The organism is Solicola agrisoli, from assembly GCF_049059935.1.
GTDB lineage: Bacteria > Actinomycetota > Actinomycetes > Propionibacteriales > Nocardioidaceae > JAURVT01.
Genome location: NZ_JBMGQR010000009.1, coordinates 1 through 25,473, shown reverse-complemented (window position 1 = coordinate 25,473; position 25,473 = coordinate 1). Strand labels below are relative to the sequence as shown.

The following is a 25,473-nucleotide window of genomic DNA, read 5'->3' as shown; positions in this document are numbered from 1 at the left end:
CATGGCGGGCTCTTCTCTGCTGGTGGGTCGGATCAGGTGAGGTCGCGGCCGCTGGCGCGCAGGACGCCCCGGAGCAGCGCGGAGTGGTCGAGCGAGCCGTCGCCCTGCGCCCGGGCGGAGGCCATCAGCTGCGCGAGGTGCCCCCCGAGGGGCACCACGACGCCGGCCTCGCGGGCCGCCGAGGTGACGATGCCGAGGTCCTTGTGGTGCAGGTCGATCCGGAAGCCCGGGTCGAACGAGCGGCCGAGCATGTGCTCGCCCTTCATCTGCAGGACCGTCGACCCGGCGAGGCCGGCGCCCAGCACCTCGAGCGCCGCCGTGGTGTCGACGCCGTACGCCTCCAGGAACACGACGGCCTCGGCGAGCAGCTGCAGGTGACCGGCCACGACGAGCTGGTTGGCCGCCTTGACCGTCTGCCCCGCCCCGTTCGGGCCGACGTGCACGACGGTCGACCCGACGACCTCGAGCACCGGGCGGGCGCGGGCGACGTCGACGTCGGTGCCGCCGACCATGATCGACAGGGAGGCGTTCTGCGCCCCGGCCTGACCGCCGGAGACGGGGGCGTCCACCAGGCTCGAGCCCCGCTCGACCGCTCGCGCGGCGAGGGCCGACGAGACGTCCGGGCGGATGCTGGAGAAGTCGATCACCAGGGTGCCGGCGGGCGCGTGGGCCAGCACGCCGTCGTCGCCGAGCAGCACCGCCTCCACGTCGGGCGAGTCGGGCAGCATCAGCGCGACGACGTCGGCGCCCGCGACGGCCTCGGCCACCGAGCCGGCCGTCCGGCCACCCCTCTCGGCGAGGGCCGCGACGGGCCCGGGGCTGCGGTTGTGGCCGACGACGTCGAAGCCGGCGTCGACGAGGTGGCCGGCCATGGGCGCGCCCATGATGCCGAGACCGATGAACGCGATCGTGGTCATGCGTGCCTCCTGAGGGCGTCGGTGGCGGGCCGTGCGACCCAGGCGAAGCTGTCGGCGCTCGGGCCGCTGGGCTTGTACTCCAGCCCCACCCAGCCGTCGTACCCCGCGCGCTCGAGGGCGGTGAGCTGCTCGTCCAGGGGCAGCGACCCCGTCCCGGGCTCGTGGCGGCCCGGCGCGTCGGCGACCTGCACGTGGGCGATCCGGTCGACGTGGGCCGAGATCGCCGCGTCGACGTCGTCGCCGTTGACGGCCAGGTGGTAGAGGTCGGCGAGCAGGCCGAGGTTGGTCGCGCCCGTCCGGTCGGCCACCCGGTCGACGACGGCGAGGGCGTCCGCGGCGGTCAGCAGCGGGTAGGCCGGGGCGCCGCTGACCGGCTCGACGAGGACCGTCGCGCCGATCCGTGCGGCGGCCTCGGCGGCGCGGGCGAGGTTGGCGACCGCGAGGTCGTCCTGCTCCTGCGCGTCGACCCCGTCGAGGCGGTTGCCGTAGAGGGCGTTGAACGCGCGGCACCCGAGGCGCTCCCCGAGGGCGACCGTGGCCTCGACGTTCTCCGCCAGCTCGCTCTCGCGACCCGGCCACGACATCAGGCCGCGGTCGCCGCCGGGCATGTCGCCGGCGAGGAAGTTCAGGCCCACGAGCCGGACGCCCGCGTCCTGCACGGCGCGGACGAGCGCGTCGGCCTCGGCGTCGGTGGGCACCGCGGTCGGGAACGGCCACCACAGCTCGATCGCCTCGAAGCCGGCGTCGCGGGCCGCGGCGGGCCGGGCGTGCAGGGGCAGCTCGGTGAACAGGATCGAGCAGTTGACGGCGAACCGGAGGGAGTGGGCCATGAGAGCTACTTTCACTGTGCGGAATAACTATTCCTATGAGTGAAAGCGACAGTAGGAGCACCGACGGCTCGCGTCAACCACCGGACACCAGAAGGCCCCCGCACCAGGTGCGGGGGCCGACGGGTCGAGGGGGGCGGGCGCGTCAGGGGCGGGGGTGGTCGGCCCGTCTGCCGGCGGGTCCGGCCACGAGGGCCTCGAGGACGAGCTCGACGGGGTGCCAGGCCGAGCGCTCGGTGCCGTGGAAGATCTGCTCGCGGCACGAGGTGCCGGTGGCGGCGATCACGGTGCGGTCGTCCTCGGCCTCGATGGCCGGGAAGAGCCGGTCGCTGCCGACCTTCATCGAGATCTCGTAGTGCTCGGCCTCGTAGCCGAACGACCCGGCCATGCCGCAGCACCCGGCGTCGAGCTCGACCACCTCGGCACCCGGGATCCGCCGGAGCAGCGCGACGGTGGCGGCCGTCCCGACCTCGGCCTTCTGGTGGCAGTGCCCGTGGTAGAGGATCCGCCGGCCCGCGAGCCACGAGTCCTCGGCCAGCACGAGGCGGCCGGCGTCCACGGCCTCGACGAGCAGCTCCTCGACCTGGCGGACGCGTCCGGCGACGTCCTGCACGTTCGGGTCGTCGGGCAGCATCGTCACGTGCTCGTCGCGCAACGTGAACAGGCACGAGGGCTCGCAGCCGACGATCGGCGAGCCGGGCGGCGTCCGCTCGGCCAGGTCGCGCGCCATCGTCCGCGCCTTGGCGGTGGCCTCGTCGACCAGGCCCTTGGACAGCGCGGACCGTCCGCAGCACCCGGTGCTCGCCAGCTCGACGTCCCACCCCGAGCGCTGGAGCAGGCCGATCGCGGCCCGCCCGATGTGAGGCTCGGTGTACGAGGTGAACGAGTCGGCGAGGAAGTTGACCGTGCCCTGCGTGGCGTCGACGTTGGCGTTGCGGCCCTCGCGCCGGTACCAGCGCAGCAGGTTCGCACGCTCGAAGTGCGGCAGCGGACGTCGCCGGGCGATGCCGAGCGTGCGCTCCATCAGGACGCGCAGCAGCGGGATCCGTCCGGGCAGGTTGGCCAGCGGACCGAAGAAGGAGCCGATCCGGTTGAGCCCGCGGATGGACCCGAAGACGCGCGAGCGCAGCGGCACCCCGTGCTGGTCGTGGTAGTGCGAGAGGGTCTCGCTCTTCAGCTTGGCCATGTCGACCCCGAGCGGGCACTCGGACTTGCAGGCCTTGCACATCAGGCAGAGGTCGAGGATCTCGTGGAGCCGCTCGCCGCCCAGCGCGTGGGCCGGGTCGGGCTCGGACAGCGCCTTGACCAGCGCGTTGGCGCGCCCGCGGGTGGCGTGCTCCTCCTCGCGGGTCGCGATGTACGACGGGCACATCGCACCCGTCGTGCTCTTGCGGCACAGCCCGATGTTCATGCAGCGGTCGGCCGCCCCCCGCATGCCGCCGACGACCTCGAAGTCCAGGCGGGTGCGGATCGCCGGCGCCGGCGGGAGCGCGGCGTCGCGCAGGTTCTCGGTCATGCTCGGCGCGTCGACGATCTTGCCCGGGTTCATGATGTTCGCCGGGTCGAAGACACCCTTGACCGCGCGCATTGCCTCGTAGAGGTCGTCGCCGAAGATCTCGCGGTTGAACTCGCTGCGGGCCAGCCCGTCGCCGTGCTCGCTGGAGTTGACGCCGCCGAACTCCTTGACGAGGTCCTTGATGCGCTCGGCGACGCGTCGCATCCGGACGATCTCGTCGGGCCGGGACAGGTCGACGAACGGACGGATGTGCAGGCAGCCGACCGAGCAGTGCCCGTAGAAGCCGGCCTTCATCTCGTTCTCGTCGAGGATCTCGGCGAACCGCGCGGTGTACGCGGCGAGCCGCTCGGGGGGCACCGCGGTGTCCTCGACGAAGGCCAGCGGCCGGTTGGACCCCTCGCTCGCCGCCATCAGCAGGCCGAGGCTCGACTTGCGCACCTTCAGCAGCGCGGTCTGCTGGGCCGCGGTCACCAGGCGGAGCGTGTGGTAGCCGTGGTCCTCCCGCTCCCAGACCTCGATCAGGTGGTCCAGGCGCGCCAGCACCTCGTGCTCGTCGTCGCCGGTGAACGAGACGAACAGCAGGGCGGCCGGGTCGCCGACGAGGCTCGAGCCGAGGTCGGCGTACTCGATCTTCCGGCGCGAGAGGTCGAGGATCGTCTTGTCCATCAGCTCGACCTGGGCCGGTTCGCACGACAGCGCGTCCTCGGTCGCCTCGATGGCCTTCTGCGTGGTGTCGAAGTGCCCGACCGCGTAGACGGTGAACTTCGGCTTGGGGACGAGGTCGACGTCCGCGTGGGTCGCCACCACCAGCGTCCCCTCGCTGCCGACGACGAACGTGGCGAGGTCGAAGTCGGTGGACTCGTCGGCCAGCCGGTCCAGGCGGTAGCCGCACGCACGACGCCAGAACGGCGGGAACCCGTCGGCGATGGCCGCGCGGTTCGTCCGCACGATCTCGGGCAGCTCGCGGTACAGCGAGCCCTCCAGGGTCGGCGCCGCCGCACGCCGGTGCACCTCGTCGGCGCCGACCGGCTCGAGCCGGGCCGTCGACCCGTCGGCGAGGACCACGTCGAGGGCGCGGACGTGGTCGATCGTCATGCCGAAGCGCAACGACCCGCTGCCCGCGGAGTTGTTGCCGACCATCCCGCCGATCGTGGCGCGGTTGCTGGTGGACGTGTCGGGGCCGAACATCAGCCCGAACGGGGCCGCGGCCCGGTTCAGGTCGTCCTGCACGACGCCCACCTCGACGCGCGCGGTGCGCGCCTCGGGGTCGAGCTCGAGGATCCGGTTCATGTGCCGGGAGAAGTCGAGCACGAGGCCCGCGCCGATCGTCTGGCCGGCCAGGCTCGTCCCGGCACCGCGGGGGGTCACGTGGACCCCGTGGCGCGCCGCGACGCGCACCGTCGCGGCGACGTCGTCGGCGTTGCGGGGGTAGACCACGCCCAGCGGGGTGATCGAGTACATGCTGGCGTCGCGCGAGAACAGGTGGCGGCTGTACTCGTCGAAGGCCACCTCGCCCGACACCGCGGCCTCCAGCTCGGCGGCGAGGCCGCCGGGCGCGTCGTGATGGGTCTCGGCGGTCGTGTCGGCGGTCGTGGTCATCGCGGGCTCCGTCGTGTCGTGCGCGGGCGTGGGTGGGGGCGGGTCAGCCGCGCTCGAGCACCTCGAGCGCGGCCTGCACGCCGTCCTGCTTGATCGGCACGCCCGACAGGTTCAGGCCCATCTGGACGCCGCCGAGGGTGCCGACCAGCGAGAGGTCCTCGAACGAGCCCAGGTGCCCGATCCGGAAGACCCTGCCGGCGAGCTTGGACAGGCCGGCACCGAGCGACATGTCGAACCGGTCGAGGATCACGGCGCGGATCGCGTCGGCGTCGACGCCGTCGGGCACCAGCACCGCGGTGAGCGAGCCGGAGTGCTCCCGCTCGTCCTGGCACAGGACCTCCAGGCCCCAGGCCTCGACGGCGGCGCGGGTGGCGCGTGACCAGCGCTGGTGGCGGGCGAAGACGTTCTCCAGGCCCTCGTCGGCGAGCATCTCGAGCGCGACCTCGAGGCCGTACAGCAGGTTGGTGGCCGGCGTGTAGGGCCACATGCCCCGCTCGTTGGCCGCGAGGATCGGCTTCCAGTCCCAGAACGAGCGCGGCAGCGTGGCGGTCTGCGACGCGGCGAGCGCCTTGTCGCTCACGGCGTTGAAGCTCAGGCCGGGCGGCAGCATCAGGCCCTTCTGCGACCCGGCGACGGTGACGTCGACCTTCCACTCGTCGTGCCGGTAGTCGATCGAGCCGAGGGAGGAGATCGTGTCGACGAGCAGCAGCGCCGGGTGGTCGGCGGCGTCCATGGCCGCGCGGACGTCGCCGATCCGGCTGGTGACGCCGGTGGAGGTCTCGTTGTGCACCGCGCAGACGGCCTTGATCCGGTGCCCGGTGTCGGCGGCCAGACGCTCGGCGAGGACGTCGGTGTCGACGCCGTGGCGCCAGTCGCCGGGCACGAGGTCGACCACCAGCCCCAGCTCGGTGGCCATCGTCTGCCAGAGCGTCGCGAAGTGCCCGGTCTCGAAGGCGAGCACGGTGTCACCCGGGCTCAGGGTGTTGACGAGCGCCGCCTCCCAGGCGCCGGTGCCCGACGCGGGGTAGATCACGACCGGGTTGGTGGTGCCGAACACCGGCTTGACGGCCTGGAGGATCCGGGTGCCCATCGCCGCGAACCGCGGTCCGCGGTGGTCGATCGTGGGGGCGGACATGGCCCGCAGCACCTCGTCCGGGCAGTTGGTGGGACCGGGGATCTGCAGGAAGTGGCGACCCATGGGAGCTCCTCGAGGTCGGGGACGCCGCGGGGCGACGACTCCGGTTATCCGTCTGGTGGAAGTTTTATACCGCTGGTCGGAGGCTAGTCTCCCGGCCGGGTGACGTCCACCCCTCGGCCGCGTGGCGGGGGTCAGAGCCACCGGGCGATCCGGTCTCGACGCGGCCCACCCCTTGACGAGACCTGGATCACACGACAGTCTTCGGAAATCGAAAGTCCTCTTTCGCCTAGCGAAACAGGTCGCGGACCTCCGGTGACGGAGCGCTCCCCCGCACGTCCCGTCGCGAACGAACCCTGGAGCTGAACCCGTGTCACACGAACTGATATCGATCCTGGTGCTCGCCGCACTGTTCCTGGTGGCCACGGTGCTGCCCGTGCACATGGGCGCGCTCGCCCTGGTCGCCGCCTTCGTCGTCGGCACCCAGGTGCTCGGCGAGAGCACCGACGAGATCCTGGCCGGCTTCCCGGCCGACCTGTTCCTCATCCTGGTGGGCGTCACCTACCTGTTCGCCCTCGCCAAGGACAACGGCACCGTGGACTGGCTCGTCGGCAAGGCCGTGCAGGCCGTCGGCGGGCGCATCGCGCTGATCCCGTGGGTGATGTTCGCCGTCACCGGCCTGCTCACCTCGGTGGGCGCGGTCGTCCCCGCGGCGGTCGCGATCATCGCGCCGATGGGCATGGGGTTCGCCAAGCGCTACCAGATCCGTCCGCTGCTGATGGGCCTGATGGTGATCAACGGCGCCAGCGCCGGCGGGTTCTCCCCGCTGAGCATCTTCGGCTCCATCGTCAACGGCGTCGTGTCCCGCGAGGGCATCGACGGCAGCCCGACGCTGCTGTTCGTGTCGTCCCTGGTGTTCAACGTCGTGCTCGGCGCCGTCGTCTTCGTCCTCTTCGGCGGTCGCGAGCTGATCGGCAAGCGCGACGTCGGCGGCGAGGTCACCGACTCCTCGGACGGCTCCCCCGCCCCCTCCGGCGGCGGTCGGCCCGTGACGTCCGGGTCGGACCACACCGCCCGGGCCAGCACCACGTCGGTGCAGACCACCACGGTCCCCGGCGGACCGTCCGGCGCCAGCGTCGGCGAGCTCGACCGCAACCGGATCATCACCCTCGTCGGCATCGGCGCCCTGGCCGTGGCGGTGCTCTTCTTCGAGCAGGACGTCGGCTTCTCGGCCATCACGGTGGCCGTGGTCATCTCGCTGTTCTCGCCCGGCATCAACAAGGGCGCCGTGAGCGCGATCGCGTGGCCGACGGTGCTCCTGATCTGCGGCATCGTCACCTACGTGTCGCTGATGGAGCGCATCGGCACGATCGACTGGCTCGGCAACGGCGTCGCCGGCATCGGCGCACCGCTGTTCGCCGCGATCCTGATCTGCTTCATCGGCGCGGTCGTCTCGGCCTTCGCGTCCACGACGGGCATCCTCGGCGCCCTCATCCCGCTCGCGGTGCCGTTCCTGCTCGCCGGCGAGATCGGCCCGATCGGCCTGATCATCGCGCTGTCGATCTCGTCCTCGGTGGTCGACTCCAGCCCGTTCTCCACCAGCGGGGCCCTGGTGGTCGCCAACGCTCCGTCCGAGCAGCGGGACCAGGTGTTCCGTCAGCTGATGGTGTGGGGCTTCTCCATGGTGGTCATCGCGCCGATCGTCACCTGGGCCGTGTTCGTCCTCCCCGGCTGGGGCTGAGCCGCGTGGGGGCGGGGACCTCGGGGCACCCGCCCCCGCAGGTCCACCTGGCGACAGTACGATTCCGGCAGACGAGACGACCCGGGGAGGTCCGACATGGCAGTGGACGCGGTGGACCCCACCCCCGACGGACCCCGGTCGACCGGCGGCGTGCAGTCGATCGCACGGGCGTTCCGGCTGCTCGAGATCGTCGCCACCCGCGGCGGGGTGATGGGGCTGTCGCAGCTCGCCGCCGAGTCCGGCTTCCCGCTCCCGACCATCCACCGCGCGGTGCGGACGCTGGTCGACCTCGGCTACCTGCGCCAGGAGCCGTCGCGCCAGTACGCGCTCGGCCCCCGTCTGCTGCTGCTCGCGGAGAGCTCGTCGACCATGCTCAACTCGCTCGCCGCGCCGCACCTGCGGCTGGTGGTCGACGAGCTCGGCGAGACCGCCAACCTCGCGATGCTCGACGGCGACCAGGTCGCGTACGTCGCCCAGGTGCCCGGCCGCCACTCGATGCGGATGTTCACCGAGGTCGGGCGCCGGGTGCTGCCCCACTGCACCGCCGTGGGCAAGGCGCTGCTGGCCGAGGCGCCCGAGGACGACGTCCGCGCGCTGCTCGCCCGCACGGGCATGCCGCGGCACACCGAGAACACCGTCGTCGACGCCGCGGCGTTCACCGCCGAGCTGGCCTCGACCCGCTCGCGCGGGTACGCCGTCGACGAGGGCGAGCAGGAGGTCGGCGTGCGCTGCGTCGCCGTCGCGGTGCCGCAGGCCACCGTCCGTCTGGCGGTCTCGGTGTCGGGACCTGCACCGCGCATGACCGACGAGCTGCTCGACCGGGCCGTCCCGGTGCTGCGCCGGGTCGCCGCCCAGCTCGCGCACGATCTCGCCTGACCCCGGCCCGGGGCGGCGGGACGACGCACACGTCCAGCCACACCCAGGCACGAGGAGAGGATCCCGCGTGGAGCACATCGAGTCGACGACGCCGACCGGACCCGGAGGCCCCCTCGCGGGGATCCGCGTGATCGAGGTCGGGGTGTTCATGGCCGCACCGTTCGCCACCATGCAGCTGGCCGACCTGGGGGCGGACGTCGTCAAGGTCGAGACGCCCGGCACGGGCGACCCGACCCGCGCCACCGGGCCGTTCGTCGACGGCGAGGGGTCGGCCTTCCTGCGCCTCAACCGCAACAAGCGGTCGGTCGCGCTGGACCTCAAGCAGCCCGAGGGGCTCGAGGCCTTCCTCGCCCTGGTCGACACCGCGGACGTCCTCGTCGAGAACCTGCGGCCGGGCGCCATGCGCCGCCTCGGGCTCGGACCGGACGAACTGCGCGGCCGCAACCCGCGGCTCGTCTACGCCTCGGCCTCCGGCTGGGGCCAGGACGGTCCCCTGTCGGCGCTGCCCGGCCTCGACATCATGGCGCAGGCGCGCTCGGGCCTGATGAGCATCACCGGGCACGCCGACAGCGGCCCGGCCAAGGTGGGCGTCCCCGTCTGCGACCTCGTCGCCGGGCTCTACGTCGCCCTCGGGGCCGTGGCCGCGCTGCGTCGCCGCGACACGACCGGCGTGGGCGACTACCTCGACGTCTCGCTGATGGAGACCGGGGTGTCGCTCGCGGTGTGGGAGGCCGGCCGCTTCTTCGCCACCGGCGAGGTCGGCACCCCGCAGGGCACCGCGCACCAGAGCCAGGCGCCCTACCAGGCCGTGCCCACCAGCGACGGCTGGGTGACGGTCGGCGCGATCACCCCGCCGACCTGGAAGGGCTTCTGCGCGGCGATCGACCGGCCCGACCTCCACGACGACCCCGCCTACGCCTCGGTCGCCGACCGCCGGCTCCTGCGCGACGCGCTGATGGAGCAGATCGAGCGCACCACCCGCACCCGCACGACCGACGACCTCGTCGAGGCCTGGACCCGGCACGGCGTGCCGTGCGCTCCCCTGTCGACGTTCGACCAGGTCTTCGACGACCCGCACCTGCGCGCCCGCGACTTCTTCTGGGACGCGCCCGACGCCGCCGGTGCCCCCGTGCGGCAGATCGGGTCGCCGCTGCGGTTCACCGACGCCGCCACGTCCCGGCGGTCGGCCGGACCGTCCCTGGGCCAGGACACGCGCGACGTCCTCGACGAGCTGCTCGGGCCCGAGCGGGCCGAGGCCGTCATCGCGTCCGGGGCCGCCGGATGAGCGCCACCGACGAGCTGGTGGTCAGCGAGGCCGACGGCGTCCTGACCTGCACGCTGAACCGTCCGCAGGCGCGCAACGCCCTGACCTGGGCGATGTACGACGGCATCCACCGCGCCTGCGACCGCGTGGACGGCGACGACGACCTCCGCGCGCTCGTGATGGTGGGCGCCGGGGACCGCGCGTTCGCCGCCGGCACCGACATCGGCCAGTTCGCCGACTTCACCACCGGCCAGGACGGCATCGACTACGAGCGCAGGATCGCCACCGTGGTCGACCGCGTCGAGGCCGTCGACGTCCCCACGGTGGCGGCGGTCAGGGGCTACTGCGTGGGCGGTGGGCTCGCGCTCGCCGCAGCCTGCGACCTGCGCCTGGCCACGCGGTCGTCCCGGTTCGGCGCGCCGATCGCGGCCACCCTCGGCAACTGCCTGTCGGCCAACAGCCAGTCGTTCCTGCTGCTGCACCTGGGTCCGTCGCTCACCAACGACGTGCTGCTGCGCGCCAAGATGCTGGACGCCGCCGCGTGTCACCAGGTCGGCTTCGTCAACGAGCTGTGCGACGACGACGGCCTCGACGACCTGGTCGCCGAGGTCACGTCGACCCTCACCTCGCACGCGCCCCTGACGATGTGGGCGGCCAAGGAGATCACCCGCCGCGCGCGGCGCCGCCTGCTCGTCCCCGACGACGACGTCGTCAGCCGTGCGTTCGGCAGCGATGACTTCCACCGGGCCGTGCAGGCGTTCGGCACCCGCGAGCCGGTCCGGTGGGAGGGCGTCTGAGCCCACGCCGACCCACCCGCCACCACTCCAGGAGCACCCGATGAGCACGCACCCCGACCCCACCCCGGACACGACCCGGGCCGCCGACGACGAGCACCCCGCGGCCGGCCCGCCGGACGACGCCGAGGACTTCTCCCCCCAGCTCGCCGACCTCGCCACGCCGCCCGCCGACGACGATCCCGCGGAGGATTCCCCGGCGCCGTGAGACCAGACGCGGACCGCCACGGCCGAGCGGCCGTGGCGGTCCGAGGGTGGTGCGGCACGGGTCAGGCGACGAGCTCGCGCTCGGGGGCGTCGCGGCGGTCGGTGTAGGTGAACCACCCGACGACGCCGAGGATGACGGCGAGGAACAGCGCGCTGGTGCCGTTGGTGCCCAGGCCGAGTCCGCCCGAGCCGGGGGTCGCGGTGAGGAAGTCGCCCATCGACGCGCCGAAGGGCCGGGTCAGGACGTAGGCGGTCCAGAACGCGAGCACGGCGTTGATGCCCCTGGCGCGGTAGGTCACGGTGACCAGGGCGATCAGGCCGCCGAACAGCGCCGCGGACGGCAGGTACCCGAGCGCGAGCTTCTCGGCGACGAGGTCACCGGCCGAGGTGCCGAGGGCGAAGGTGAACAGGATCGCGAGCCAGTAGAAGGCCTCGCGGCGGGTGGTGGTGATGGAGTGGATCGACAGGGTGCGCTCGGAGCGCCACCAGGCCGTGAAGCTCACGGCGAGCCCGGCGGCGAAGACGCCCGTCGTCGTCCACAGGCTGACGCCGAGGTTGTCGACGAGGTTGTCCGAGATCAGGGTGCCCACGACGCTGACCAGGACCACGACGAGCCAGTAGACCGCCGGGACGTAGCGCCGGAGCCGGAGCTGGACCACGAGCACCGCGGCCAGCAGCGCCGCCATGACCAGCGACGTGTTGGTCAGCCCGAGCCCGATGTTGCCGGCGAGGAAGTCCGCGGCGGTCTCGCCGACGGTGGTGGACATGATCTTCACGATCCAGAAGAGCAAGGTCACCTCGGGGACCTTGTTCAGCATGCGACGCGCGGTAAACGGCGTGGTGGCGGTGCTCGCGGAGTGTGTGGGCATGGACGAAGCGTGCGGCGCCGAACCTGCCAACGACCTGACTGCGGCGTCAGGTGCTCACCGCCGGCAGACGCACCTCGATCCGCGCCCCGGTGTGGTCGCCGGGGCGGGCGACGACGTCACCGCCTCCGGCGCGGGCCACCCGTCTGGCCAGGGCCAGCCCCAGCCCCGTCCCGCCCCGGTCGCCCACGGCGACACCCGGCTCGAACAGGTCGACGTCGTGGTCGGGGAGGCCGGGCCCGTCGTCCGTCACCACGACGACCGCGTGCTCACCGTCGGCGTGGGCGGTCAGGCGGACCTCCTGCGTGGCGTACCTCAGCGCGTTGTCGAGCACGGGTCCCAGCGCGCGGGTCGCCAGCGCCTCGGGCAGGGCCACCCGCAGACGGTCGTCCTCGACCTCGACGACGACCCGTGTGCCGGTGTCGGCCCGGGCGTCGACCGTGGCCCGGAGGAGGGCGGTCACCGCGACCGAGTCGGACGCCGCACCCCGGCCGGTCCGGGCGAGGTCGAGCAGGGTGCTGATCGTCTGGCCCATCTGGTGGCACGAGCGTTCCATCTGCTCGACCTCGGAGCGGACCGACGGGTCGAGGTCGTCGCGCATGAGGACGAGCTGAGCCGTCGCCTGGACGGTCGTCAACGGGGTGCGCAGCTCGTGCGCGAGCTCGGAGGTCAACCGCTGCTCGGCCCCGATGGTCCGGGCGACCCGGTCCAGGAGGTGGTCCAGGGTCGCGCCGAGCGTGGAGATCTCGTTGCGGGGCTCGCCGAGCTCGAACCGTCGTCCCAGGTCGTGCTCGGACCAGTCGTCGGCGCGGGCGGCCATCTGGGCGACCGGGCTCAGCGCCCGGCGCATCACCCAGGCCGCCACGCCGCCGGCGCCGGCGGTGACGACCGCGCCTGCGGCGATGCTCGCGACGAGGGCGTAGGTCTCGGCCCGCTCGTACGGCGCGAGGGGCTCGCTCAGGACGACGACCCCGCCCCCGCCCGCGTCGAAGGGCTCGGCGAGCAGTCGGACGTCCCCCGGGCCGTCCAGGTAGCGGGCCCGGCTCGCCGAGGCGAGCGCCCGCACCGGTCCGCCCTCCCCGGCCGCCGCCACGCCGGCGACCCTGCGGCCAGCGGCGTCGAACACCACGACCCCGGGGTCGAGCTCGAGCGTCGCCGGGGACAGCGCGCCACCGGACGCGACGACGCCCTCGATCGTCGAGGTGACGGCGTCGGCCCGGTCCTCCAGCACGGTGTCGACCCCGCGGTCGTTCACCCCCGCGAGGACCAGCTGGACCAGCAGGGTGAGGAGCACCATCGCGAACGCGGTGACGGCGACGGTGGACACGATGATCTGCGCCCGCAACGACGTCGGCCCGCGCCACCGTCCAGAGCCGCCCGGTGGTCTCATCGCAGCGTGAACCCGACGCCGCGCACGGTGGTGAGGGCCACCGGCGACCCGACCTGCTCGAGCTTGACCCGGACGCGGCGGATGTAGGAGTCGACCGTGTTCTCGCTGACGATCGCCCCGTCGGGCCACGCCGCCGCGACGACGGCCCGACGTCGCACGACCTCACCGGGGCGCGCCGCGACCGCGGCGAGCATCCGGTACTCCGTGGGGCTCAGCGGGGCCTCGGCCTCCCCGAAGCGGACGCTGTGCCGGGTGGGGTCGAGGACCAGGGCGGCGGGCCCGGGCGGGCTGCTCGCCGAACGACGGCGGGCGAGCACCTCGACCCGCGCGAGGACCTCGCGCACGTCGAAGGGCTTGGCCAGGTAGTCGTCCGCACCCGCGCTGAAGCCGGCCAGCCGGTCGTGGACGGCACCGAGGGCGGTGAGGAACAGCACCGGCGCGTCCTGCCCGGCGCTGCGCAGCGCCTGGCAGACGTCTCGGCCGTCGGAGTCGGGCAGCCCGATGTCGAGCACGAGGACGTCGACGGCGCTGCCGGCGCCGAACATCCTCAGCGCCTCGCCGCCGTCGTGCGCCGCGACCACCGTGTGTCCGCCGCGGCGCAGCCCCTCGGACAGGACGCGCCGGATCGCCGGGTCGTCCTCGCACACGCCGACGGTCGCCACGACGCGAGCCTGGCAGACGTCGGAGCTCGGCGGCACCCGAGCGGTGGGTACGGCCCCACTTTCCGCGTCGTCGTGGGGCCGTGCCCACCGCCGGGTGGGTGACCACCACCTGCGGCGACGCAGGCCGGGCGCTCCTCAGGGTGCCAGCGAGGCCCAGACCTCCGTCAGGGCCCGCAGCTGGTCCTCGCTCAGGCGGTCGATGAACAGCCGCTGGATGTCCTGTCCGTGGGTGCGGCGTGCCACGCGAAGCAGCGTGCGGCCCTCGGCGGTGAGGAAGCACTCGAGGCTGCGCCCGTCTGCCTCGGAGCGTCGGCGCTCGATCACGCCACGCCGCTCCAGTCGGTCGGCCAACCTCGTGAACCCCCCGGTCGACATCAGCCTCCGCTCGGCCAGGTCGGACATCCGCACGCCGACCCGACCGGAGACGTCCAGCGCGAACAGCACGTCGAGCTCGGCCATGCTGAGGTTCAGACCCGCCAGGCCCTCCTCCATCTGCCGCCACAGTCGCTCGTGGGTCCGCAGGAATCCCGCCCACGCCCGCTCCTCGACCGACATCGAGTCCTCACCCATCGGGACGTCCTCTCCTCGCGTCGCGCCGACAGGGCGACCTTATCTGCCTACGCAGGCATCACGGCGAGCGTCGACTCCTGCGAACCGGCCGCCCTCGACCACGCACCCGTCCTCTCGCCGCAGCGTGGCCGATCAGGCGAACGGCGCGTAGAGCTCCTCGGGAGTCCCCGACAGGAGCGCCTTGGCCTGACGGGTGTCGTCGTCGGCGAGCACCTCCTGCTGCCCGGCCTCGAGTCCGTCGAGCGCGGCGCGGACGACGTCGGCCGGGTCGTTCTTGGGCACGTCCCAGCCGGCCATCATGTCGGTGTCGGTCGAAGACAGGTGGACCCCGGTGACCTGGGTGTCCTGGCCGGCGAGCTCGAGCCGGGTGCTGTGGGTGAGGGCCCACTCGGCGGCCTTCGCGGCGGCGTAGGCGCCGTTGCCGGGGTAGACGCGGAACGAGAGCACGGACATGACGTTGAGGATGGCTCCGCCGCCGTTGCGGGCGAGGACCGGTGCGAACGTGCGGGTGACGTCGAGCGTGCCCCAGAAGTGGGTGTCCATCTCGAGCCGGATCAGGTCGGGGTCGCCGGTCAGGAGGTTCTGGATGGTCGCGACGCCGGCGTTGTTGACGACCACGTCGACGTCGTGGGCCACCTCCGCGGCGGCGACGACGGTGACCGGGTCGGTCACGTCGAGCCGGAGCGCGTGGACGCCGGGCAGGTCGATGGTCTCGGGGCGACGCGCGGTGGCGTAGACCTTGCGGGCGCCCCGCTCGAGGGCCTGACGGGCGAGCTCGCGGCCCAGCCCGCGGTTGGCGCCGGTGACGAGGACGGTGGAGTCGTTGATCTTCATGCCGCCCAGCGTAGAATCTCACATTGACGTGAGGTTCAAGGCGTCGCGGCGTGAGGTGCACCACAGGAGGACCGTGAGGATCGGCGAGCTGGCGAGGGCGACGGGCGTGAGCGTGCGCTCGCTGCGGTACTACGAGGAGCAGCAGATGCTGCTGTCCGACCGCACCGCGGGCGGCCAGCGGGTGTACGGCGCCGACGCCGTCGAGCGGGTGGAGCTGATCCAGCTGCTGTTCTCCGCCGGGGTGCCGAGCCGTGGCGTCGTGGACCTGCTGCCCTGCATCTACAGCGGCACCACGACCCCCGCGATGGTCCAGAGGCTGAGCGACGAGCGCGACCGGATCGACCGGCAGGCGCGCGACCTGCTGTCCACCCGCGACCGCCTCGACGACGTGCTCGTCGAGGCCCGACGACGACTGGCGAGCTGACCGGACCGAGACGCACCGCCGCGTCGCCCGAGGTCCGTCGTCCCGGCGAGCACGGTCGGCGGGAAAGCCGCCCGGTCGCTCCGCGACGAGCCTTCAGCGACCGTCGACCGGTGCACGGTCGAGGATGAAGACACCGACCCGGGCGAGCGCCTCGGCGTGCTCGGAGTCCTCACGTCGGTCTCCGTCTCCGACGCTCAAGAAGTACTCCTGGCTCTGGGCGGGGCTCCACAGGATCGTGACGTCACCCGGGCCGTCGAGGCTCTGGAAGGTGTGCGGCAGGTCCCGGGGACCGTAGACGACCCCACCCGGCCCCACGTCCCGCACCTCGGCGGTGTCCAGCGACGTGCCTCCCAGCCAGAACCTGAACGTGCCCCGGTCGACGATCCAGATCTCGTCCTCGCGGGTGTGCACGTGGAACGGCGGCGCCAGCTCGGCCGGCATGCCCTGCTGGCGGGTCATGAGGAACTTCCCACCGGTGACCTCGCCGCGAAGCAGCACCTCGAGGGGCGACTGGTAGTAGCCCACCGTGTCGTTCCGTCCGGGGAGGGCCACCACCGCGACGTCCTGAGGGGACCGGTCCTGCGTCATCGCTCACTCCTTACTATCTGCCTGTGCAGACAATCTTATCGCGACCGATCGGCGACCTCAAGGTGCGAGGCGTCCGCCCGCACGCCCGACGGGTCAGCGCCCCTGACCGAGCACGGCGCTGACGCGGATCTCGACGCGCATCCCCGGCGCTCCGAGGGCAGCGACTCCGATCTGGGTCCAGATGGGCGCCCGGTCCCCGAAGCGGCGACGGAGCTGATCGACCATCACGCGGTTGTGCGCGTCGCCGATCGAGTCGTCCTCGGTGGGCACGTGGAAGGAGTCGATCGAGATCACGTCGTCCCACGAGGCCCCGGCCGTCGCCAGGGTCCGCTCGACGTTGTCGAAGGCGCGGACGATCTCCTCCCCGAGGTCGTCGGGGAAGTCGATCTCGTCCCCCCACCCGCCCTGCCCGGAGATCTCCACGCGGTCGCCGACGCGTACCGCCTGGTGGTAGTGCAGGTTGGCCAGCATGGTCTCGCCGTAGCCCGGCGTGGCGAAGTACTGCGCGTTGCTCATGAGGGTTCCTCTCGACCTTGACTTCACGTGTGAAGTAATAATCTAGCAGACACTTCACACGTGAACTAAATCTCGCGATTCCGGGCCGCTAGGCTTGCCCGCATGCCTGCTTCGGAGCACGGCGTCTCGGCTGGCGGGGACGACGACGACACCCGGTGGCTCGACGACGAGGAGAAGGCGGCCTGGACCGGGCTGGTGTCGTTGGTGCTCCTGCTTCCCGGCCGGCTCGAGGCCCCGCTCCAGCAGCACGCCGGGCTCACCTTGTTCGAGTACCTGACGCTCAGCCACGTGTCGGAGGCCCACGACCGCCGTCTGCGGATGAGCGAGCTGGCCTTCCTGGCCAACGGATCGCTCTCGCGACTCTCGAACGTGGTCAAGCGGTTCGAGCAGCGCGGTCTGGTCCAGCGCTCCCCCGACCCCGTCGACGGCCGATACACCCTCGTCGCCCTCACCGACGCCGGCCTCGATCTCGTCGTCCGGGCCGCCCCCACCCATGTCGAGGCGGTGCGCCGCCTGGTGATCGATCCGCTCGACACCACCGAGCAGCGCATGCTCGCCACGATCGCGGCCAAGCTCCGGACACGACCCGAGGACCTCGCGTGACGGCACGCCCCACCGCGTCCGGTGGGCGGTGCGGCGTCCGCGACCCACGTGGCGGACCAGACGGGCCGGCCGCAGCTCGGGAGCCGTCCCGGCTCCCCCCGGGGGTCTAGCCGCTGGCGCGCACGACCAGCCGGGTGGGGAGCACCTCGTGGACGGCGCTGTGCCCTCCGCCGGTCAGGACCTGGTCGACCAGCACGCCGGCCATGCGTCGTCCGAGCTCGTCGACCGGCTGGTGGACGGTGGTGAGCGCGGGATCGGTCAGGCCCGCGACGGGGGCGTCGTCGAAGCCGACGACGGCGACGTCGTCGGGCACCCGACGTCCGGCGGCCTGGAGCGCGCGGACGGCACCGACGGCCATCAGGTCGCTCGCGACGAAGACGGCGTCGAGGTCGGGTCGTGCCTCCAGGAGACGTGCCATGGCCTGCTCGCCGCCGGCCTCGGAGAAGTCGGCCGTCGCGACGAGGTGGGGGTCGACGGGCAGGTCGTGCCGTCCCAGGCCCGACCGGTAGCCGGCGGCGCGATCGCGACCGGCGGTCATGTCGTCGGGTCCCGCGATGGTGGCGATGGTGCGCCGTCCGGCGGCGACCAGGTGGGCGACGGCCGACTCGGCCCCGCCGACGTTGTCGACGTCGACCGACGACGCCTCGAGGGTGTCGGGCACCCGGCCGGCGAAGACCAGCGGCAGCCCCCGGGCGGCCAGGGCGTGCGGCAGCGGGTCGTCGTCGTGCTGCGACACCATCAGGGCGCCGTCGACGTGCTGCGGCGACAGGAACGGGTGCTCGCGGGAGGCCTCCTCCTGCCCGCGGACCAGCGCGAGCAGCAGCTGGTAGCCGGCGTCCCCGGTGGCGGCGGAGATGCCGCGGATGAGGGTGGCGAAGAAGGGCTCGCCGAAGACGCGGTCCTCGGTCTCGGAGACGACCAGCGCGACGGCACCGGTGCGCCGCGTCTTGAGGGTGCGCGCCGCCTGGTTGGGGATGTACCCGAGCTCGCGGACCGCCCGCTCGACGGCGTTGCGGGCGTGGTCCGACACGTGCGAGGAGCCGTTGATGACGCGCGACGCCGTGCCGCGCCCCACCCCGGCGCGGGCCGCGACCTGCTCCAGGGTGGGGTGGTCGGGGGCGAGGCTCACCGCTCCATCATGCCTGGCCGTCGGACCGCCCGGTGAGGGCTCGATGGGCGCGGACGAGGTCGGCGTACCAGCGTCCGGACTCCTTGACCGTGCGCTCCTGGGTCTCGAAGTCGACGTGCACGAGACCGAAGCGCTTGTCGTACCCCTCGGCCCACTCGTAGTTGTCCATCAGCGACCACGCGAAGTAGCCCTCCACGGGCGCACCGGCCTCGCGGGCGCGGGCCAGGGCGTCCAGGTGGGTGGCCAGGAACGAGACGCGGTCGTGGTCCAGCACCTTGCCGTCCTCGAGCTCGTCGTCGAACGCCGCACCGTTCTCGGTGAGCACGATCGGGACGGGCGGGTAGTCGCGGACCACCTGCGCGAGGACGTCGACCAGCCCGTCGGGGTCGACCTCCCACCCCGTGGACGTCCGGGCGAGGTCGCGCTCGGCGAACACGACGTCGGCGGCACCGGGGAACGGGCCGGCCTCGACCACGTGGCGCGTGTAGTAGTTGACGCCCAGGAAGTCGAGCTCGGCCGAGATCGTCCCCAGGTCACCCGGGCGCACGTGCGCCTGGTCGCAGAAGGGCCGCAGGTCGTCGACGACGTCCTCGGGGTAGCGGCCGAGGAGGACCGGGTCGAGGAACAGCCGGTTGGCGAGGCCGTCGACCCTGCGGGCGGCGTCGTCGTGGCGTCCGGTGTCGTCGACGGGGCTGACCGGGTAGAGGTTGAGCGTCACGCCGACCTGGGCGTCGGGGCGCAGCGCCCGGACGACGTCGACGGCGCGCCCGTGGCCGAGCAGCAGGTGGTGGGCGGCTCGGACGGCGTCCGCCGGGTCGGTGCGTCCGGGCGCGTGCCGTCCGCTGGCGTAGCCCAGGAAGGCCGAGCACCACGGCTCGTTGAGGGTGATCCATCGACCGACCCGGTCGCCGAGCGCCTCGACGACCAGCTCGGTGTAGTCGGCGAACCGGTCGGCGGTGTCGCGGTGGGGCCAGCCGCCGGCCTGCTCGAGCTCGTCGGGGAGGTCCCAGTGGTAGAGCGTCGCCCAGGGCTCGATGCCCCGTTCGAGCATGCCGTCGACGAGACGGTCGTAGAAGGCCAGCCCCTCGGCGTTGGCCGGGCCGCGTCCGCCGGGCTGCACGCGCGGCCACGCGACCGAGAACCGGTAGGCGTCGACGCCGAGGCTCCGGACGAGGTCGAGGTCGTCGGCCCAGCGGCGGTAGTGGTCGTTGGCCACGGCCCCGGTCTCGCCGCGGACGGTGTGCCCGGGCCGGGCGGCGAAGGTGTCCCAGATCGACGGGCCTCGACCGCCGACGTCGGTGGCGCCCTCGATCTGGTGGGCGGACGTGGCGACGCCCCAGGTGAACGACGCGGGGAAACGGTCCGCGTCGAGGGTCGGGTGGATCGGGGTGGACGTCATGCCTTGACGCCTCCTTCCATGATGCCGCCGATGATCTGCCGTCCGAAGACGACGAAGACCAGCACGAGCGGGACGGTGCCGACGAGGGTGCCGGCCATGACGAGCGCCTGGTCGGCGTAGTAGCCGCCGGACAGGCGCGAGAGGGCGACCTGGACGGTCGGGTGGTCGGCGTCGAGGGTGAGGTAGGGCCACAGGAAGTCGTTCCAGCGCTCCATGAAGGTCAGGAGCCCGAGCACCGCGGCCGCCGGACGCAGTGCCGGGAACACGATCTGGAAGAAGATCCGGGTGGTGGACGCGCCGTCGACGCGCGCGGCCTCGATCAGCTCGTCGGGCACGGCGGAGATGGCGTACTGGCGCATCATGAACACGCCGAAGGCGCTGACGACGAACGGCAGCGTGGCCGACCACAGGGTCCCGGCCAGCCCGATCTCGGACATCAGCATGTACAGCGGCACGAGGCCGAGCTGGACCGGGACCATCATGGTCGCCACGACCACCAGCAGCAGGCCCGACCGGCCGCGGAACCTCAGCTTGGCGAACGCGAACCCGGCCAGCGAGGAGAGCACGACGACGCTGACGGTCGCGACGGTCGCCACCAGCAGCGTGTTCAGCAACGCCTGGGCGAACATCACGTCCTGGTTGTCGAAGACCCGGGTGACGTTGTCGCGCAGGGCGCCGCCGGGCAGCAGGGGCGGCGGCGTCGAGGTGATGTCGCTGTTGGGGCGCGAGGCCATCACGAGCATGTAGTACAGCGGCGCGAGCGACAGCGCGGTCACGACCGTGAGGCTCAGGTAGGTGCGCCAGCCGGCGCGGCCGATCCGCCGGCCGCGGCGGGCCGGGGCCGTCGCGACGGCCGCCGGTGGCGGGGAGGTCAGCAGGGTCATGTCATTCCGCCGATCGGATGCGTCGCAGGAGCAGGACGTTCACGGCCGAGACGAGGGCGATCACCAGGAACAGCACCCACGCGACGGTCGCCGCGTACCCGAACCGCTGGCCGGTGAAGGCCTGCTGCACCAGGTACATGGCGACGGTCTGGGACTGCCCGGTGGTGCCCCCGGCGAGGTCGTTGGAGCCGGCGTTGAACAGCAGCGGCTCGGTGAAGAGCTGGACGCCGCCGATGGTGGCGATCACGGTGACGAACACGATCGTGGGTCGGAGCATCGGGACGGTGATCGACCAGAACTGGCGCCAGGCGTTGGCGCCGTCCATCCGGGCCGCCTCGTAGAGCTCGCGCGGCACGGCCTGGAGGGCGGCGAGCAGGATGAGCGCGTTGTAGCCGGTCCAGCGCCAGTCGACCATCGCCGACACCGCCACCCAGGCGGACCAGCGGTGGTCCTGCCAGGAGATCGCGTCGACGCCGCCGAGCGACAGCAGCCAGTTCACCAGGCCGAAGTCGCGGGCGAACATCAGGCTGAAGATGATGCCGACCGCGGCGACCGACGTCACCGTGGGCACCAGGACGCTCATGCGCCAGAAGGTCATCGCGCGCAGGGAGGTGTTGAGCACCTGCGCCAGGACGGTGGCGACGACGAGCTGGGGGACGGTCGCCAGCACGAAGATGCCGAGCGTGTTGGCCATCGCGTTCCAGAACACCCCGTCGGCCGCGAGCTCGCGGTAGTTGCCCAGGCCCACGAACGGCCGGTCCCCTCCGATCAGGCTCCAGTCGTGCAGCGAGACCCAGAACGTGAAGAGCAGCGGGAACAGCCCGAAGACCGCGAACACGACGAAGAACGGCGAGACGAACGCGTAGGGCGCCAGGACGTCCCGCCAGGGGCGGCGTCGGCGGCGCGCCGGTGCAGGTGGCGGCGGGGGCGCCTTCGCCGCAGCGCGCGGCGCCCGTCTCAGGTCGGTGAGGCTCATGTGCGTCCTGTCAGGAAGGGATGGGAACGGGGGGTGGTGGTCCGGGGTGGTGCTCGGTGCCCACGCCGCACACCCGGCGGCGACGTGGGCACCGAGGTCCGTGGCCCCGGCGGTCAGGTCAGCGGGCGGCCTGCTCGGCCGCCTTCACCGCCTGCTTCCACCCGGCTGCCGGCGAGCGCTGGCCGCCCTCGACGCTGCGCATCGCGTTCTCGACCGCGTCGCGCACCGGCTGGTTCTTGGCCCCGAGGTAGACCGGCTCCAGCCCCTGGGCGCCGGCGACGAACAGCTGGCCGATGGGGGCGTCGTTGAAGTACGGGTTGGTCGCCGACTTCAGCTCCGGACGGTCGTACAGCGTCGGGTTGGACGGCAGGTTGCCGGCCTTCTCGAACGCGGCGAGCTGGCCGTCGGGGCCCGAGAGGTACTCGGCGAGCTCGATCGCGAGCTTCTGGTTCTTGCCCTGGGTGGGCACGGCGAGGAAGGAGCCGCCCCAGCTGCCGGCGCCGCCGGGCACCGTGGTGATGTCCCACTTGCCGGCGTTGGCCTCACCGGACTGGTCCTTGATGTACCCGGTCATCCACGCCGGGCACGCGATGGTGGCGAACGCCCCGTTCTTGAACCCGGCGTTCCACTCGTTGGAGAACGCCTTGAGCCGGGCGGACAGCCCGGACTCGGAGATGCCGACCGCGGTGTCCCAGGCGTCCTTGACCACCGGGTTGGAGTCGATGACCAGCCGGTCGTCGCGGTCGAAGTACGTCTCGTCGGCGCCCTGCATGAGGATCGAGTTGTAAGTGTTGGTCGCGGCGTCGAGGAACGCCGTCCTGTCGTCGCCGATGCCGGCCTTGAACTTCTTGCCGGTGGCGACGTAGGCGTCCCAGGTGGGCCAGAGCTTCGCGACCTCGGTGCGCTCGGTCGGCAGGCCCGCCTTCTCGAACAGGTCCCGTCGGTAGCACATGGCCAGGCCGCCGACGTCGGTGCCGAGCCCGATGGTCGCCGAGCCGTCGGCGGTGGTCGCCTGGGCGTACTTCCAGTCCAGCCACTGGTCCTTGCGCTCGTTCGAGCCGTGCTCCTGGAAGTTCACGAACTTGTCCGGCGCCTGGAGGAAGTTGACGATCTGCCCCTCCTCGATCGCGACCACGTCGCCGGCGCCGTTGCCCGCGGCGATCCGCTGGGTGAGCTGGGTGCCGTACTTGCCGAGGTCGCCCTCGTCGGACTCGACGACCGTGACGCCCGGGTGGTCCTTCTCGAACTGCTCGTACGCCTTCTCGTAGCCGAACGTCCCGAACGTGCTGACACGGAGCGTGACGTCGCCGCCACCGTCGCCGGAGCCCGAGCCGCCGCACCCGGCCAGCCCGACGGCCACGGTGAGAGCGACGGCTGCCGATGCCCAGCGAACCTTGGTGCGAGTCATGACGACTCCCTTCCTCCACTGCTCCCCGGCGCGTCCGTGGGAGCGTTCCCATGAATATGACGTGTGCCACAACAAAGGTCAACCCCCCGGCTCGGACCAGGTGCAGGTCGGGCAGCGGCGGTCGTCCGAGCCGCCGGCGTACCGAACGCAGTCAGGCGAACGACATCGCGCCCATGACGAGGACCATCGACCACGCGGCCAGGGCCGCACCCGTGCCGCCCTCACCGCGGTCGACCCGAGCGCGCACGACGGCCCAGGTCAGGACCACGGTCCCGGCGAGGGCGGGCACGACGAGGCCGACGAGAGGATGCGAGCCGTCGGCCATGCCCGGCATCGGGTGCGAGCCGGCCCCGTGGTCGTGGTCGCCCCACACCGTGGCGACGCCCATCAGGGCGACCAGCGAGGCGTTGGCCACCAGGTCGAGGCCGCACGAGGCGACGTCGGCCCGGCGCCGGCCGCCGAGCAGCCACAGCCCCGTGGCCACCAGGGCGGCGGCCGACGCGGCCAGGACCAGGGCGGTGCCCGCGAGGGCCACCGCCACCATGGCCAGCAGCATCACCACGTGGGCGACACGGGTCCGGGTCGTGCGCGACTGCAGCACCATCACGGCGGCGGCCACCACGCAGACCGCGTGGAGCACCCCCATGCTCACGGGGCCTCGTGGCAGGGCGTGCCCTCGGCGCCGCTGCCGCAGTGCGCCGAGCGGGGCTCGGGGGCGTCGAGGGCGGGGTTGCGGTCGAAGAACCCCACCGGCTTGATCACGAACCCGGTGTGGTCGACGGGCATGATCGGCCAGTCCTCGGGACGGGGGAAGTGCGTCAGGCCGAACGTGTGCCAGACGACGATGTCGGTGCCGTCGATGTCGCGGTCGGCCTGCACCCAGGTGTCGATCCCCGTGCGTCCGGCGTTCTGGTTGACGAACTGGCCCGACGGGTAACGCTCCTGGTCGGACTGGGCGGTCACCCACAGGTGCCGCGTGGTGAAGGCCGCGCGTCGTGCGATCGACGAGCTGTCGTCGGCGAGCAGGGTCGGCTGCCCCTCGGGGTGCAGGGCGTACGCGACGGGCTGGCCGAGCGCGTTCAGCTCGTGGGGGTTGGTCAGGTGCCAGGTGCGGCCCACCGAGCCGTCGGCGAGCCGGGCACCCTCGGACTCGGTGGCCAGCCGCGTGGCGCGGCGGGTGAACGCGTTGCCGTACGGGTTGTCCTCGCCCACCGGCACCCTGACGGCGTCCACCTCGTCGACCGCGTTGCCGACACCGTCGACCATCAGGTCGAGGCGCGCCGAGAACAGGTGCTGGTGGTACGGGGCGCCGACGCCCGGCGCGATCTCGCTCGCCCACGGGTAGGGGCTGCCGTCGGGACGCGGGCCGGGGTAGGCCGACGCGAACACCACGCCGGTGGCCTTGCACTCGAGCTCGATGGTGCCGTCCAGGTAGAGGTACCAGTAGAAGCCGTAGTCGTAGTTGCCCACGGTGATGAAGAACGAGACGACGAGGCGCCGCTGGCGGCGCACCGAGCTGGTGCCGTTGTACGCGTCGGTGTGCTTCCACAGGACGCCGTGGTCCTCCTCGTGCATGCAGACCGCGTTGGGCAGCTCGCGGGGGTTGCCGTCGTCGTCGGCGACCACCGCGTCGAAGTAGTGGATCTCTCCCAGGCAGTCGCACCCGAGCGACAGCGCGTTGGCCTCCTTGCCCAGGGAGTACTCGCCGGCGTCGAAGTAGTTCTGCCAGAAGCGCACCGGCGACGGGTCGCCGTAGGGCACGACCATCTCGGCCACCGACGCCCGGTAGACGATCGGCCGCAGCCGCCCCTGGTCGTGGAAGCCGAGCTGGTGGAGGGTGAGCCCCTCGACCTGGTCGAAGCCGATCCGGAACTGCCAGTTCTCCCACGTGACGACGTCGCCCTCGACGGTGAAGCTGCCCCCCTCGGGCTGGGTGATCTCGATCGGACGCTGGGTGGTCCGCTGCGGCAGCGAGCCGTCGTCGCGCTGGAAGTCGGCGCGGGCCGTGGGGATCGGGTGGATCCCGTCGTCGATCAGCTCGACCACCTCGGCGGTGATCAGGTCGACGTACGCCACGACGCCGTCGATGGGGTGCGCCCACACGTTGTCGTCGTCGTCGAGCTGCAGGAACGACAGGCACCGCACGAGGCGGCGCCCCTCCTCGCCGGGGATGTCGAAGCAGCCGGCGCTGAGCGCCGAGATGCGCACGCGCTCGGGCTCGTGGAGCCCGCGCCTGGCCATCGCCGCGCCCCAGGCGGCGTCGGCCCACAGGATCTGCTCGACCAGGTCGAACTCCTCGCCCATGATCGGCGGCTGCCCCTCGGCGACGACGTCGACGGCCCGGCTGC

25 protein-coding genes are annotated in these 25,473 nt (G+C 72.6%); 7 read left to right on the top strand and 18 right to left on the bottom strand.

The window, feature by feature from the left end; translation table 11 throughout:
- Positions 1–32: 32 nt before the first annotated feature.
- The 4 genes from ACI6PP_RS05270 to ACI6PP_RS05255 form a co-directional block, all read right to left on the bottom strand.
- Positions 33–917 carry an NAD(P)-dependent oxidoreductase gene (locus tag ACI6PP_RS05270; protein WP_421109735.1) on the bottom strand — a complete coding sequence of 295 codons (885 nt, stop codon included), beginning with the start codon at positions 915–917 and terminating at the stop codon, positions 33–35.
- Positions 914–1,747 carry a hydroxypyruvate isomerase family protein gene (locus ACI6PP_RS05265; RefSeq protein ID WP_421109733.1) on the bottom strand — a complete coding sequence of 278 codons (834 nt, stop codon included), beginning with the start codon at positions 1,745–1,747 and terminating at the stop codon, positions 914–916. The genes ACI6PP_RS05270 and ACI6PP_RS05265 overlap by 4 nt, the downstream gene beginning before the upstream one ends.
- Positions 1,748–1,889: 142 nt before the next feature.
- The gene (locus ACI6PP_RS05260; RefSeq protein WP_421109731.1) at positions 1,890–4,859 is read right to left on the bottom strand and encodes an FAD-binding and (Fe-S)-binding domain-containing protein; all 2,970 of its coding nucleotides are present in this window, start codon (positions 4,857–4,859) and stop codon (positions 1,890–1,892) included.
- A gap of 43 nt (positions 4,860–4,902) precedes the next feature.
- Positions 4,903–6,057 carry a pyridoxal-phosphate-dependent aminotransferase family protein gene (locus ACI6PP_RS05255; RefSeq protein ID WP_421109729.1) on the bottom strand — a complete coding sequence of 385 codons (1,155 nt, stop codon included), beginning with the start codon at positions 6,055–6,057 and terminating at the stop codon, positions 4,903–4,905.
- 307 nt (positions 6,058–6,364) lie between these two features.
- Here ACI6PP_RS05255 and ACI6PP_RS05250 point away from each other — a divergent pair, with 307 nt between their 5' ends.
- From ACI6PP_RS05250 to ACI6PP_RS05230, 5 genes are all read left to right on the top strand, one after another.
- Positions 6,365–7,735, top strand: coding sequence for an SLC13 family permease (locus ACI6PP_RS05250; protein ID WP_421109727.1), 1,371 nt, complete (start codon positions 6,365–6,367; stop codon positions 7,733–7,735).
- A gap of 96 nt (positions 7,736–7,831) precedes the next feature.
- The gene (locus ACI6PP_RS05245; RefSeq protein ID WP_421109725.1) at positions 7,832–8,611 is read left to right on the top strand and encodes an IclR family transcriptional regulator; all 780 of its coding nucleotides are present in this window, start codon (positions 7,832–7,834) and stop codon (positions 8,609–8,611) included.
- Positions 8,612–8,678: 67 nt separating this feature from the next.
- Positions 8,679–9,896 (top strand): CaiB/BaiF CoA transferase family protein, encoded by a 1,218-nt coding sequence (locus tag ACI6PP_RS05240; RefSeq protein WP_421109723.1) that lies wholly within the window; start codon positions 8,679–8,681, stop codon positions 9,894–9,896.
- Positions 9,893–10,672: an enoyl-CoA hydratase gene (locus ACI6PP_RS05235; protein WP_421109721.1), complete on the top strand. Its 780-nt coding sequence runs from the start codon at positions 9,893–9,895 to the stop codon at positions 10,670–10,672. Before ACI6PP_RS05240 ends, ACI6PP_RS05235 begins: the two co-directional genes overlap by 4 nt.
- A 40-nt stretch (positions 10,673–10,712) precedes the next feature.
- Complete coding sequence (locus tag ACI6PP_RS05230; RefSeq protein WP_421109719.1) at positions 10,713–10,877, top strand: hypothetical protein; 165 nt, start codon at positions 10,713–10,715, stop codon at positions 10,875–10,877.
- 61 nt (positions 10,878–10,938) lie between these two features.
- Here the strand turns inward: ACI6PP_RS05230 and ACI6PP_RS05225 are convergent, their stop codons facing one another.
- From ACI6PP_RS05225 to ACI6PP_RS05205, 5 genes are all read right to left on the bottom strand, one after another.
- The gene (locus ACI6PP_RS05225) at positions 10,939–11,745 is read right to left on the bottom strand and encodes a COG4705 family protein (protein WP_421109717.1); all 807 of its coding nucleotides are present in this window, start codon (positions 11,743–11,745) and stop codon (positions 10,939–10,941) included.
- 46 nt (positions 11,746–11,791) lie between these two features.
- The gene (locus ACI6PP_RS05220) at positions 11,792–13,069 is read right to left on the bottom strand and encodes a sensor histidine kinase (protein WP_421109715.1); all 1,278 of its coding nucleotides are present in this window, start codon (positions 13,067–13,069) and stop codon (positions 11,792–11,794) included.
- A 59-nt stretch (positions 13,070–13,128) separates the two neighbouring features.
- A complete protein-coding gene (locus ACI6PP_RS05215; protein WP_421109713.1) occupies positions 13,129–13,794 on the bottom strand; it encodes a response regulator transcription factor in 666 nt (221 codons plus the stop codon).
- A 135-nt stretch (positions 13,795–13,929) separates the two neighbouring features.
- The gene (locus ACI6PP_RS05210; RefSeq protein WP_421109711.1) at positions 13,930–14,364 is read right to left on the bottom strand and encodes a MarR family winged helix-turn-helix transcriptional regulator; all 435 of its coding nucleotides are present in this window, start codon (positions 14,362–14,364) and stop codon (positions 13,930–13,932) included.
- Positions 14,365–14,496: 132 nt separating this feature from the next.
- Positions 14,497–15,198 (bottom strand): SDR family oxidoreductase, encoded by a 702-nt coding sequence (locus ACI6PP_RS05205; protein ID WP_421109709.1) that lies wholly within the window; start codon positions 15,196–15,198, stop codon positions 14,497–14,499.
- A gap of 73 nt (positions 15,199–15,271) precedes the next feature.
- Between ACI6PP_RS05205 and ACI6PP_RS05200 the strand changes: the two genes are divergently transcribed.
- Positions 15,272–15,622, top strand: a complete 351-nt coding sequence (locus ACI6PP_RS05200; RefSeq protein ID WP_421109707.1) for a MerR family transcriptional regulator — start codon at positions 15,272–15,274, stop codon at positions 15,620–15,622.
- Positions 15,623–15,715: 93 nt separating this feature from the next.
- On the opposite strand, the gene ACI6PP_RS05195 is transcribed toward ACI6PP_RS05200, so the two are convergent.
- Together ACI6PP_RS05195 and ACI6PP_RS05190 are read right to left on the bottom strand one after the other, a co-directional pair.
- Positions 15,716–16,210 carry a cupin domain-containing protein gene (locus ACI6PP_RS05195; protein ID WP_421109705.1) on the bottom strand — a complete coding sequence of 165 codons (495 nt, stop codon included), beginning with the start codon at positions 16,208–16,210 and terminating at the stop codon, positions 15,716–15,718.
- A 93-nt stretch (positions 16,211–16,303) separates the two neighbouring features.
- Entirely contained in the window at positions 16,304–16,726 is a 423-nt protein-coding gene (locus ACI6PP_RS05190; RefSeq protein WP_421109703.1) for a Rid family hydrolase, read from the bottom strand.
- Positions 16,727–16,828: 102 nt separating this feature from the next.
- Between ACI6PP_RS05190 and ACI6PP_RS05185 the strand changes: the two genes are divergently transcribed.
- The gene (locus ACI6PP_RS05185; protein WP_421109701.1) at positions 16,829–17,329 is read left to right on the top strand and encodes a MarR family winged helix-turn-helix transcriptional regulator; all 501 of its coding nucleotides are present in this window, start codon (positions 16,829–16,831) and stop codon (positions 17,327–17,329) included.
- Positions 17,330–17,435: 106 nt separating this feature from the next.
- Here ACI6PP_RS05185 and ACI6PP_RS05180 read toward each other — a convergent pair whose 3' ends face one another.
- The 7 genes from ACI6PP_RS05180 to ACI6PP_RS05150 all read right to left on the bottom strand — a co-directional run.
- The gene (locus tag ACI6PP_RS05180; RefSeq protein WP_421109700.1) at positions 17,436–18,458 is read right to left on the bottom strand and encodes a LacI family DNA-binding transcriptional regulator; all 1,023 of its coding nucleotides are present in this window, start codon (positions 18,456–18,458) and stop codon (positions 17,436–17,438) included.
- A gap of 7 nt (positions 18,459–18,465) precedes the next feature.
- Positions 18,466–19,857 carry a GH1 family beta-glucosidase gene (locus ACI6PP_RS05175; RefSeq protein WP_421109698.1) on the bottom strand — a complete coding sequence of 464 codons (1,392 nt, stop codon included), beginning with the start codon at positions 19,855–19,857 and terminating at the stop codon, positions 18,466–18,468.
- Positions 19,854–20,741 (bottom strand): carbohydrate ABC transporter permease, encoded by an 888-nt coding sequence (locus ACI6PP_RS05170; RefSeq protein WP_421109696.1) that lies wholly within the window; start codon positions 20,739–20,741, stop codon positions 19,854–19,856. The genes ACI6PP_RS05175 and ACI6PP_RS05170 overlap by 4 nt, the downstream gene beginning before the upstream one ends.
- A gap of 1 nt (position 20,742) precedes the next feature.
- A complete protein-coding gene (locus ACI6PP_RS05165) occupies positions 20,743–21,717 on the bottom strand; it encodes a carbohydrate ABC transporter permease (protein WP_421109694.1) in 975 nt (324 codons plus the stop codon).
- A gap of 118 nt (positions 21,718–21,835) precedes the next feature.
- On the bottom strand, positions 21,836–23,125 hold the full coding sequence (locus ACI6PP_RS05160) for an ABC transporter substrate-binding protein (protein WP_421109692.1): 1,290 nt from the start codon (positions 23,123–23,125) through the stop codon (positions 21,836–21,838).
- A gap of 151 nt (positions 23,126–23,276) precedes the next feature.
- The gene (locus tag ACI6PP_RS05155) at positions 23,277–23,777 is read right to left on the bottom strand and encodes a hypothetical protein (protein WP_421109691.1); all 501 of its coding nucleotides are present in this window, start codon (positions 23,775–23,777) and stop codon (positions 23,277–23,279) included.
- Positions 23,774–25,473: primary-amine oxidase (locus tag ACI6PP_RS05150; protein WP_421109689.1), on the bottom strand; the 1,700-nt coding region annotated here is incomplete at its 5' end. The genes ACI6PP_RS05150 and ACI6PP_RS05155, both read right to left, overlap by 4 nt.

Bases quoted from the DNA above. Each gene is read 5' to 3' on its own strand.
- ACI6PP_RS05265 (WP_421109733.1), bottom strand. From the start codon at position 1,747: ATGGCCCACTCCCTCCGGTTCGCCGTCAACTGCTCGATCCTGTTCACC.
- ACI6PP_RS05230 (WP_421109719.1), top strand. From the start codon at position 10,713: ATGAGCACGCACCCCGACCCCACCCCGGACACGACCCGGGCCGCCGAC.
- ACI6PP_RS05175 (WP_421109698.1), bottom strand. From the start codon at position 19,857: ATGACGTCCACCCCGATCCACCCGACCCTCGACGCGGACCGTTTCCCC.
- ACI6PP_RS05235 (WP_421109721.1), top strand. From the start codon at position 9,893: ATGAGCGCCACCGACGAGCTGGTGGTCAGCGAGGCCGACGGCGTCCTG.
- ACI6PP_RS05255 (WP_421109729.1), bottom strand. From the start codon at position 6,057: ATGGGTCGCCACTTCCTGCAGATCCCCGGTCCCACCAACTGCCCGGAC.
- ACI6PP_RS05185 (WP_421109701.1), top strand. From the start codon at position 16,829: ATGCCTGCTTCGGAGCACGGCGTCTCGGCTGGCGGGGACGACGACGAC.
- ACI6PP_RS05270 (WP_421109735.1), bottom strand. From the start codon at position 917: ATGACCACGATCGCGTTCATCGGTCTCGGCATCATGGGCGCGCCCATG.
- ACI6PP_RS05160 (WP_421109692.1), bottom strand. From the start codon at position 23,125: ATGACTCGCACCAAGGTTCGCTGGGCATCGGCAGCCGTCGCTCTCACC.
- ACI6PP_RS05205 (WP_421109709.1), bottom strand. From the start codon at position 15,198: ATGAAGATCAACGACTCCACCGTCCTCGTCACCGGCGCCAACCGCGGG.
- ACI6PP_RS05190 (WP_421109703.1), bottom strand. From the start codon at position 16,726: ATGAGCAACGCGCAGTACTTCGCCACGCCGGGCTACGGCGAGACCATG.
- ACI6PP_RS05195 (WP_421109705.1), bottom strand. From the start codon at position 16,210: ATGACGCAGGACCGGTCCCCTCAGGACGTCGCGGTGGTGGCCCTCCCC.
- ACI6PP_RS05245 (WP_421109725.1), top strand. From the start codon at position 7,832: ATGGCAGTGGACGCGGTGGACCCCACCCCCGACGGACCCCGGTCGACC.
- ACI6PP_RS05210 (WP_421109711.1), bottom strand. From the start codon at position 14,364: ATGGGTGAGGACTCGATGTCGGTCGAGGAGCGGGCGTGGGCGGGATTC.
- ACI6PP_RS05260 (WP_421109731.1), bottom strand. From the start codon at position 4,859: ATGACCACGACCGCCGACACGACCGCCGAGACCCATCACGACGCGCCC.
- ACI6PP_RS05170 (WP_421109696.1), bottom strand. From the start codon at position 20,741: ATGACCCTGCTGACCTCCCCGCCACCGGCGGCCGTCGCGACGGCCCCG.
- ACI6PP_RS05165 (WP_421109694.1), bottom strand. From the start codon at position 21,717: ATGAGCCTCACCGACCTGAGACGGGCGCCGCGCGCTGCGGCGAAGGCG.
- ACI6PP_RS05225 (WP_421109717.1), bottom strand. From the start codon at position 11,745: ATGCCCACACACTCCGCGAGCACCGCCACCACGCCGTTTACCGCGCGT.